The sequence below is a fragment of the Rhizobacter sp. P2_H2 genome, from assembly GCF_056403375.1.
On the sequence record NZ_JBFUFP010000155.1, the window covers coordinates 1 to 8,235 of the forward strand.

Annotated in this window: 11 protein-coding genes; 6 read left to right on the forward strand and 5 right to left on the reverse strand. The window is 70.8% G+C overall.

Annotated elements, in window-relative coordinates; genetic code table 11:
• Window positions 1-588: YncE family protein (locus tag AC1D15_RS11315; RefSeq protein ID WP_477826041.1), on the forward strand; the 588-nt coding region annotated here is incomplete at its 5' end.
• 20 nt (window positions 589-608) lie between these two features.
• On the forward strand, window positions 609-1,154 hold the full coding sequence (locus tag AC1D15_RS11320; RefSeq protein WP_477826042.1) for an SRPBCC family protein: 546 nt from the start codon (window positions 609-611) through the stop codon (window positions 1,152-1,154).
• A gap of 7 nt (window positions 1,155-1,161) precedes the next feature.
• Here the strand turns inward: AC1D15_RS11320 and pqqE are convergent, their stop codons facing one another.
• The 5 genes from pqqE to pqqA form a co-directional block, all read right to left on the reverse strand.
• Window positions 1,162-2,304 carry a pyrroloquinoline quinone biosynthesis protein PqqE gene (gene pqqE, locus AC1D15_RS11325; RefSeq protein WP_477826043.1) on the reverse strand — a complete coding sequence of 381 codons (1,143 nt, stop codon included), beginning with the start codon at window positions 2,302-2,304 and terminating at the stop codon, window positions 1,162-1,164.
• Window positions 2,305-2,307: 3 nt separating this feature from the next.
• A complete protein-coding gene (gene pqqD, locus AC1D15_RS11330; RefSeq protein ID WP_047502342.1) occupies window positions 2,308-2,583 on the reverse strand; it encodes a pyrroloquinoline quinone biosynthesis peptide chaperone PqqD in 276 nt (91 codons plus the stop codon).
• The gene (pqqC, locus tag AC1D15_RS11335) at window positions 2,580-3,338 is read right to left on the reverse strand and encodes a pyrroloquinoline-quinone synthase PqqC (RefSeq protein WP_477826044.1); all 759 of its coding nucleotides are present in this window, start codon (window positions 3,336-3,338) and stop codon (window positions 2,580-2,582) included. Before pqqC ends, pqqD begins: the two co-directional genes overlap by 4 nt.
• Window positions 3,339-3,344: 6 nt before the next feature.
• Window positions 3,345-4,265: a pyrroloquinoline quinone biosynthesis protein PqqB gene (pqqB, locus tag AC1D15_RS11340; protein WP_477826045.1), complete on the reverse strand. Its 921-nt coding sequence runs from the start codon at window positions 4,263-4,265 to the stop codon at window positions 3,345-3,347.
• Window positions 4,266-4,333: 68 nt separating this feature from the next.
• A complete protein-coding gene (gene pqqA / locus AC1D15_RS11345) occupies window positions 4,334-4,408 on the reverse strand; it encodes a pyrroloquinoline quinone precursor peptide PqqA (protein WP_082004224.1) in 75 nt (24 codons plus the stop codon).
• Between the two features lie 285 nt (window positions 4,409-4,693).
• Here pqqA and AC1D15_RS11350 point away from each other — a divergent pair, with 285 nt between their 5' ends.
• From AC1D15_RS11350 to AC1D15_RS11365, 4 genes are all read left to right on the forward strand, one after another.
• On the forward strand, window positions 4,694-5,716 hold the full coding sequence (locus AC1D15_RS11350) for an AAA family ATPase (protein ID WP_477826046.1): 1,023 nt from the start codon (window positions 4,694-4,696) through the stop codon (window positions 5,714-5,716).
• Between the two features lie 2 nt (window positions 5,717-5,718).
• A complete protein-coding gene (locus AC1D15_RS11355; protein ID WP_477826047.1) occupies window positions 5,719-6,567 on the forward strand; it encodes a DUF58 domain-containing protein in 849 nt (282 codons plus the stop codon).
• The gene (locus AC1D15_RS11360) at window positions 6,560-7,459 is read left to right on the forward strand and encodes a hypothetical protein (protein ID WP_477826048.1); all 900 of its coding nucleotides are present in this window, start codon (window positions 6,560-6,562) and stop codon (window positions 7,457-7,459) included. The genes AC1D15_RS11355 and AC1D15_RS11360 overlap by 8 nt, the downstream gene beginning before the upstream one ends.
• Window positions 7,456-8,235 (forward strand): vWA domain-containing protein (locus tag AC1D15_RS11365; RefSeq protein ID WP_477826049.1); only part of this gene is annotated, 780 nt, incomplete at its 3' end. The genes AC1D15_RS11360 and AC1D15_RS11365, both read left to right, overlap by 4 nt.

The following is an 8,235-nucleotide window of genomic DNA, read 5'->3' on the forward strand; positions in this document are numbered from 1 at the left end:
CAGCGGGCGCCGCTCGCCCGCATCGAGGTCGGCCGGGCGCCGGCCGGCGTCGCGGCGCACGCCGACAACGACACCGTGTTCGTGGCCGAGCGCGACGACGACAGCGTCGCCGTGGTCGGCGTGCGCGAGCGCCGCGTGCTGGCGCGCGTGAAGGTCGGCAGCCACCCGTTCGCGCTGCTGTTCGATGCGGCGCGCGAGCGGCTGTATGCGCTCAACGTGCAGAGCGACGACGTGTCGGTGATCGACGTGCGCGACCGCCACGCGCCGCGCGTGATCGCGACCATCGCGACCGGCAAGGCGCCCTACGGCGCCGCGCTCGCGCTGGGCGGCGCGCTGCTGTACGTGACCAACCAGCACGACGACAGCGTCAGCGTGATCGACGCCGCATCGCTGAAGCCGCTGCGCACGCTGGGCGGCTTCGGCTACCCCGAGGGCGTGGCGGCGCACGGCGACCGGGTCTACGTCGTGAACTGGATGGACGACAACGTCAGCGTGCTCGACGCCGCCAGCGGGCAGGCGTTGCGGCAGATCGCCACCGGCCGCAACAGCCGCGGCTTCGGCGCCTTCATCGGCGCCCCCGAACCCTGACCCCACGCAAGGAGGATGTCATGCCCATGAAACTGCCTGGCGGCTGGCTCGCGCCACTCGCCGCGACCGCGATGCTCGGCGTCATGCCCCTGACCGGCGAGGGCCACGGCCCGACGCGCCAGAAGGTGGTCGAGAAGATCACCATCGATGCGCCCGCGGCCGCGGTGTGGGCCCGCATCCGGAACTTCGATGCGCTGAAGGACTGGCACCCGGCCATCGCCGAGAGCCCGGCGTCGCAGGGCAACGAGGTCGGCTCGGTGCGCTCGCTGAAGGTCAAGGGCGGCGGCGAGCTGATCGAGACGCTGGAGGGCTACGACGACGCGGCGATGAAGTACAGCTACCGCGCGAAGGACGGCGGCGCGCTGCCGGTGACGAACTACACCTCGACGATCATCGTCACCGCGAGCGGCAAGCAGTCGATCGTCGAATGGCGTGGCGCCTTCTACCGCGGCTACCCGCAGAACGACCCGCCGCCGGACCGCAACGACGATGCCGCCGTGAAGGCCATCACCGGGGTCTACCAGAGCGGGCTGGCGAACCTGAAGACCTTGGCAGAGACCCGGTAGCGCCTGCTCACGCAGGCTTGGGGCTGAGTCGCCGCGAGTTGACCGGGTCGCGGAACACGAGAGGGTGTTCCGTCACGGTCTTCACGTTGATCGTGGCGGCGCGTTCGACCGCCGCCTGCACCAGGTGGTGCTGCGGGCTCTTGCTGCACACCGGGTCGGCGGCAGCCGCGTCATGCGCCAGCATGTACGCCTGGCAGCGGCAACCGCCGAGGTCGACCTCGCGCTGGTCGCAGCTCGCGCACGGTTCCTTCATCCAGCCGGTGCCGCGGTAGCGGTTGAAGCCCTCGGAGTCGAACCAGATGTCGCGAATGCTGTGCTCGCGCACGTTCGGGAACGCCAGGCCGGGCAGCATCTTCGCGGTGTGGCACGGCAACGCGGTGCCGTCGGGCGCGACGGTCAGGAACATGCTGCCCCAGCCGTTGACGCACTTCTTCGCCTTGCCCTCGTGGTAGTCGGGCGCGACGAAGAAGAGCCGCATCCGGTCGCCCAGGCGCACGCGCCATTCGTCGGTGACGCGTTCGGCGTGGCGCAGCTGTTCGTGCGTCGGCAGCAGCTGGTCGCGGTTCAGGAAGGCCCACGAGTAGTACTGCGTGTTGGCCAGCTCCAGGTACTCGGCCCCCAGCTCGGCCGCCATGCCGATGATGCGGTCGATGTGGTCGATGTTCAGCCGATGGATCACCACGTTCATCACCATCGGCCAGCCGTTGGCCTTGATGATCTGCGCCACCTTGTTCTTCAGGCCGAAGGTCTTGGTGTGCGACAGGAAATCGTTCATCTCGCGCGTCGAGTCCTGGAACGACAGCTGCACGTGGTCGAGGCCCGCTTCCTTCAGCGCTGCGGCGCGCGCCTCGGTGAGGCCGACGCCCGAGGTCAGCAGATTCGTGTAGTAGCCCAGGCGGTGCGCCTCGGCGACGATCACCTCCAGGTCGTCGCGCAGCAGCGGCTCGCCGCCCGACAGGCCGCACTGCACCGCGCCGAGTTCACGGCCCTCGCGCAGCACGCGCAGCCAGCCCTCGGTGTCGAGTTCGTCTTCCTGGCGCGCGAAGTCGACCGGGTTGTAGCAGAACACGCAGTGCAGCGGGCAGCGGTAGGTCAGCTCGGCGAGCAGCCACAGCGGCGGTCCGGGTCGGGATGACGGCACGGCGCTCATCGCTCAGTCCCAGGCCAGCCAGCGCTGCTTCGCGGCCATCTCGACGAAGGCCAGCACATCGGGCTCGAGGCCCTTGGCCGAGAACGCCGTCTCCAGGTCTTCGACGATCGCGGCGACGCTGCGCTGGCCGTCGCAGCGCTTCATGATCTCGCCGGCGCTGCCGTTGAGCTTGACCATGCCCTCGGGGTAGAGCAGCACGTGGCAGTCCTGCACCGGCTCCCATTGCAGCCGGAAGCCGGGACCGACGCGCGGTTGGGTCGCCGTCGACAAGGCACTCATGACGTGACACCGTATCGAACGGCCATCGCATCGTTCATCGCCCACAGGATGTCGAGCTTGAACTGCAGCACCTCCAGCGCACGCTCCTGCAGCGGCCGCGTCGCGAAGTGGTCCAGCGTGATCGAGAGCCCCTGCTCCACGTCGCGCCGCGCCTGGCTCAGGCGGTTGCGAAAGTAGCTCAGCCCCTCGGCTTCGATCCAGCCATAGTGTTCCGGCCAGGTCGCCAGCCGCTGCTTGTGGATCTCGGGCGCGAACAGTTCGGTCAGCGACGAGCACACTGCCTCCTGCCACGGCGCGCGGCGCGCGAAGTCCACGTACGCATCGACCGCGAAGCGCACCGCCGGCACCACGTGGCGCAGGTCCTGCACCTCCTCGCGTGTCAGGCCCACGGCCTGCGCAAGCCGCAGCCAGGCCTCGATGCCGCCGGCATCCTTCACGCCACCGAGCTCGAAGCCGTCGTGGTCGAGGATGCGCTGCACCCAGCCGCGGCGCACCGCGGCGTCCGGGCAGTTCGACAGCACGGCAGCGTCCTTGATCGGGATCGCGATCTGGTAGTAGAAGCGGTTCGCCACCCAGCCGCGCACCTGCTCGGGCGTCGCCTTGCCGGTGTTCAGCATCACGTTGAACGGATGGTGGATGTGGTACGACTTGCCGCGTTCGCGCAATTGCGCTTCGAACTCGTCGCGGCTCCAGGCCGGCGGACCGGCCTCGGCGGGGTGGCGGCCTTCCTTGAAGATGTCTGCGCGCATCGTCATGGCTCTCTAGACCTCGATCGTCATCCCGTCCTCGCAGACCTCGATGCCGGCGCGCTGCAATTCGGCACGCTGGGGCGAGTCCTCGTCGAGGATCGGATTGGTGTTGTTGATGTGGATCAGCAGGCGCCGCGTGCGCGCCGGCAGGCGGCCCAGCCACTCGACCATGCCGCCCGCACCCGACTGCGGCAGGTGGCCGATGTCGCGCGCCGACTTCTTGCTGAGCCCGAGCGTCTTCATCTCGTCGTCGGTCCAGAAGGTGCCGTCGACCATCACCGCGTCGGCGCTCGCCATCGCGTCGAACACCGGCGGCGTGATCTCGCCGAGACCAGGCGCGTAGAACACCGTCTTGCGACGGGCCGTGTCGATCAACGTCATGCCGATGTTGTCGCCCGGCACCGGCGCTTCGCGGTGCGGCGAGTACGGTGCAGCCTTGCTGCTCAGCGGCAGCGCCTTGAAGGCGAGGCCTGCCACGCCGGGTACGCTGAACGGCGCGCCGTCAAGCCCGATGCGCTCCCGCTGCACGCCGCAGAAGTGCGACAGCACGCGCAGCACCGGGTTGCCATGGGTCAGGTCCTCGTCGACCGGGTCGGTGCACCACAGCGGCAACGGCGAGCTGCGCTCACGCAGCATGAAGAGCCCGGTCGCGTGGTCGATCTGCCCGTCCATCAGCACGACGCCGGCGATCGCGGTGTCGCGCAGCGCGCGCGCGGGCTGCAGCGCAGGGTGGCTGCGGATCTGCTCGAGGATGTCGGGCGAGGCGTTGAACAGCACGCCGTCGATCGCATCGTCGGGCCGCACGAAGATCGACGACTGCGTGCGCGGCTTCGCGCGCACGCAGCCCGAGCGCACACCGGCGCAGTTGGCGCAGTTGCAGTTCCACTGCGGAAAGCCGCCGCCGGCGGCCGAGCCCAGGACTGTGATGCGCATGCTGAAGGTATTGGGGCCGGCACCCCGGGCGAACCCGGCGTGCCGGCGAGGATGACGAAACGCCGCGATCAGCGGGCCGCGACGTACATCGTGATTTCGAAGCCGAAGCGGAAATCGGTGGCGGTCGGTGTTTGCCAGGTCATGAAGAGATCTCCTTGTCGATGGACTCACAGCGCCGGTCGGCAACTGCGGGGGCCTCTGGGTCCCGTCCTGCATGGTGGCCTGCGAACCGCGATCGCTCCAGTCGGGTGATCATGAATGCGAACTGGCGATTTTCATGAATCGATGCCAGGGGGATTGCGGGCATGCCTCTTGCCAAGAAGCCCCGGTGCGCAGGCCACCCTGTCCGGCCGTCCCATGGCTGACGCAGACTGTCCCGCGGCCGGCGCGCCACCCGAGTTGCGTCGAACCACATGGAGACGCACCGCATGGACCGAAACGACGCGCTGCTGAGCGACTGGCGCGAACGCGCGCTGGCCGTCGAGGCCGAGGTGGGCAAGGCGGTGATCGGTCAGGCGCGGGTGATCCGGCTCGTCAACATGGCGGTGTTCGCGCGCGGCCACGTGCTGCTGCAGGGCGACGTGGGCGTCGGCAAGACCACCCTGCTGCGCGCCTTCGCGCAGGTGCTGGGCGGCGATTTCGCGCGCACCGAGGGCACCATCGACCTGATGCCCAACGACCTCGTGTACTACACCTACATCAGCGCCGAGGGCCGGCCGGCGGTCGAGCCGGGGCCGCTGATCCGGCATGGCGAAGACCTGGCGATCTTCTTCTTCAACGAGATCAACCGCGCGCGCCCCCAGGTGCATTCGCTGCTGCTGCGCGTGATGGCCGAGCGCAGCGTGTCGGCCTTCAACCGCGAGTTCCGCTTCCCCCACCTGGTGGTGTTCGCCGACCGCAACCGTGTCGAGCGCGAGGAGACCTTCGAGATCTCGTCGGCCGCGCGCGACCGCTTCATGATGGAGGTGACCATCGATGCGCCGGCAAGCGATGACTACCGCCGCGAGCTGATGTTCAACCCGCGCTACCACGACACCGACCGGCTGCTGGAGGAGCTGCCGGCGGCGATGCTGAACCACCAGGCGCTGAACGAGGTGGCCGAGGCGATCCAGCGCAGCGTGCAGGCCTCGCAGGCGCTGCAGGACTATGCGCTCGGGCTGTGGCGCGCCACCGCGGTGCCGGTGGAGTACGGCGTGAAGGTCTCCGGGCTGGACACCGCGCAGCTGATGCTGGCCGGCGCCAGCCCGCGCGGCATGAGCTACCTGCTGCGCGCGGCGCGCGTGGCGGCCTGGCTGGACGGCCGCCATTTCGTGACGCCGGAGGACGTGCAGGCGGTGTTCGTCGAGACCATCGCGCACCGGCTGTGCTACCAGCCGGTGTACGAGATGCGGCGGCAGGAGATCTCCGGGCCGCTGATGAGCGGCATCCTCGCGAGCGTGGCGGCGCCTTAGTCATGGCGCAGCCCACCCCCGAGATCCACTACCGCATCGGCAGCGCGGCGCTCGGCCATTTCCCCGGCCACCACCGCAGCCGCCGCGGCGACAGCGGCTTCGAGTTCCGCGGCCATGCCTCGCTGCTCGACGCGCCCGACCCGCGCCGGCTCGACCTGCATGCGAGCCTGCGCGACCCGTTCGGCCAGTGGTCGGTGCGCGTCTACAGCCAGCGCAAGTCGATCCCGGTCGCGGTGGTCGCCGACCTGTCGGCCTCGATGGGTTTCGAAGGCGCGCAGCGCCGGCTCGGCGTGCTGGCCGATTTCGTCGACAGCCTCGCGTGGTCGGCCTGGCGCACCGGCGACAGCTTCGGTTTCGTCGCCTGCGACGAGCAGGTGCGCAGCGACCTGCTGCTGCCCCCCAGCCGCTCGCGCGCCGCCGCCGGCGAGCTGACGCGCACGCTGCGCAGCCTGCAGCCCGGCGGCCGCTCGGCGCACGGCCTGCGCGAGGCCCATCGCCACCTGCCGCAGCGCCGGTCGCTGGTCTTCCTGCTGTCGGATTTCCATTGGCCGGTCGACGAAGTCCGCGCCGTGCTGGCCAGCCTGGCGCACCACGACCTGGTGCCGGTGCTGCTGTGGGACCCGCAGGAGTTCAGCCTGGCCGCCCCGCGCGGCCTGGCCCAGGTGCTCGACCCCGAGAGCGGCCGCCAGCGCCTGGTGTGGTGGCGGCCCGCGCTGCGCGAGCAATGGCAGCGGCACCAGGCGCAGCGGCGCGAGGCACTGCTGCAGGCGTTCCGCGCGCAGCGGCTGAACCCGCTGTTCATCGAGGGTGCCTTCGATGCCGACGCGGTGACGCGGCACTTCCATGCGTGACAGTCTGGTCGCATTGGCCTTGATCGCGTGCAGCGGCGTCGCGCCGGCCGCCGGCACGCTGCGCGCCAGCACCGTCGAGCCGCGCGCCTTCGGCTACCACGTGGGCGACCTGGTCGAGCGCGAGCTCATCGTCCACATCCCCGCAGGCTTCGTGCTCGACGAGGCCACGCTGCCGCGGCCGGGCGTGCGCGGCAAGGCGATCGAGCTGCAGGCGGTGTCGCGCCGCAGCACGTCCGAAGCCGGCGGCACCCGCCTCGTGCTGCAGCTGCGGTACCAGGTGTTCATCGCGCCGCCCGAGGTCCGCACGCTGGAGATCGCGCCGTTCTCGCTCGGCTTCCAGGGCGACGGGCGCGACCAGGCGCTGCGCGTCGACGCCTGGCCGGTGACGGTGTCGCCGCTGGTGCCCGTCGAGGCCTCGCCGCGCCAGGGCCTGGGGGAACTGCGCCCCGACCTGCCGCCGCCGCTGCTCGACACCGGCCCGGCGCAGCGCCGACTGCTGGCCTGCGGCGCGGTGCTGCTGCTATGCCTCGCGTACCTCGCGCAGATCTACCTCATCCTGCCGGGGTGGTCGCGGCGCCGGCGGCCGTTCGCGAGTGCGTGGCGACAGCTCAGCCACCTGCCGGCCGACGCGCCGGCGCCCGAGCGGCGGGCCGCGTTCCATCGCGTGCACGAGGCGCTGAACCGGACGGCCGGCGAAGTGGTGTTCGAGCACGGCGTCGACCGCTTCGTCGCCGCGCAGCCGCGCTATGCCGCGCTACGCGCCGAGCTGCTCGCGTTCTTCCAGCAGTCGCGGCGCGAGTTCTTCGCCGACAGCCCGGCGGCCGCGAACGACAGCCGCTGGCTGCTCGAGTTCTGCCGCAAGTGCCGCGATGCCGAGCGAGGTGCCGCGTGATCCACTTCGACCACCCGTGGCTGCTGGGCCTGCTGCCGCTGGCGCTGCTGCCGTGGTGGGCGCGTGCCGCGCAGCCGGTGCGCAACGCCTGGGTCGCGCTGCTGCCGCGCGACCGCGCCTCCGATGCCCTGCAGCGCGTGCTGAAGGGCGCGGCCGTGCTCGCGCTCGCGCTGCTGGTGCTGGCGATGGCCGGCGCCTACCGGCCCGAGTACACGGTGGAACGGGTCGGCCAGGGCGCCGAGATCGTGGTCGTGCTCGATCGCAGCCGCAGCATGGACGAGGGCTTCGCCGGCGCCCGCCTCGCCGCCGGCGCGGCCAAGCCGCGCGGCACCGGCCCCGAGGCGCTCGACTACTACATGAGCCTGTCGCCGGGGCGCTCGCGCGATGCGAAGGGCAAGGTCGCGCGCCGGCTGCTGTCGGCCTTCGTGACCGGCCGGCCCGACGACCGCTTCGGGCTGGTGGTGTTCAGCACGCTGCCGATGCGGGTGCTCGAGTTCACGCAGAAGAACGACGTGGTGCAAGCGGCCATCGCGGCCGGCGAGATCGGGCGCGGCCTGTCGGAGACCAACATCGGCCTCGCGCTGCTGGACGCGCTGTCGTTCTTCGACGAGCGGCCCTACACCGGCTCGCGCATCGTGATGCTGGTGTCCGACGGCGGCGACCGGCTCGATGAGGCGACGCAGGAGCGCATCGCCTTCGCGGCGCGCAAGCACCGCACCGCGATCAACTGGTTCTACCTGCGCTCGGCCAACAGCCCCGGGCTGAACGCCGAGGCC

What these genes read in the sequence shown, in the direction of transcription:
- pqqE (WP_477826043.1), bottom strand. Translation starts at nt 2,304, where the DNA reads ATGAGCGCCGTGCCGTCATCCCGACCCGGACCGCCGCTGTGGCTGCTC.
- pqqC (WP_477826044.1), bottom strand. Translation starts at nt 3,338, where the DNA reads ATGACGATGCGCGCAGACATCTTCAAGGAAGGCCGCCACCCCGCCGAG.
- AC1D15_RS11360 (WP_477826048.1), top strand. Translation starts at nt 6,560, where the DNA reads ATGCGTGACAGTCTGGTCGCATTGGCCTTGATCGCGTGCAGCGGCGTC.
- pqqB (WP_477826045.1), bottom strand. Translation starts at nt 4,265, where the DNA reads ATGCGCATCACAGTCCTGGGCTCGGCCGCCGGCGGCGGCTTTCCGCAG.
- AC1D15_RS11350 (WP_477826046.1), top strand. Translation starts at nt 4,694, where the DNA reads ATGGACCGAAACGACGCGCTGCTGAGCGACTGGCGCGAACGCGCGCTG.
- AC1D15_RS11355 (WP_477826047.1), top strand. Translation starts at nt 5,719, where the DNA reads ATGGCGCAGCCCACCCCCGAGATCCACTACCGCATCGGCAGCGCGGCG.
- AC1D15_RS11320 (WP_477826042.1), top strand. Translation starts at nt 609, where the DNA reads ATGCCCATGAAACTGCCTGGCGGCTGGCTCGCGCCACTCGCCGCGACC.
- pqqD (WP_047502342.1), bottom strand. Translation starts at nt 2,583, where the DNA reads ATGAGTGCCTTGTCGACGGCGACCCAACCGCGCGTCGGTCCCGGCTTC.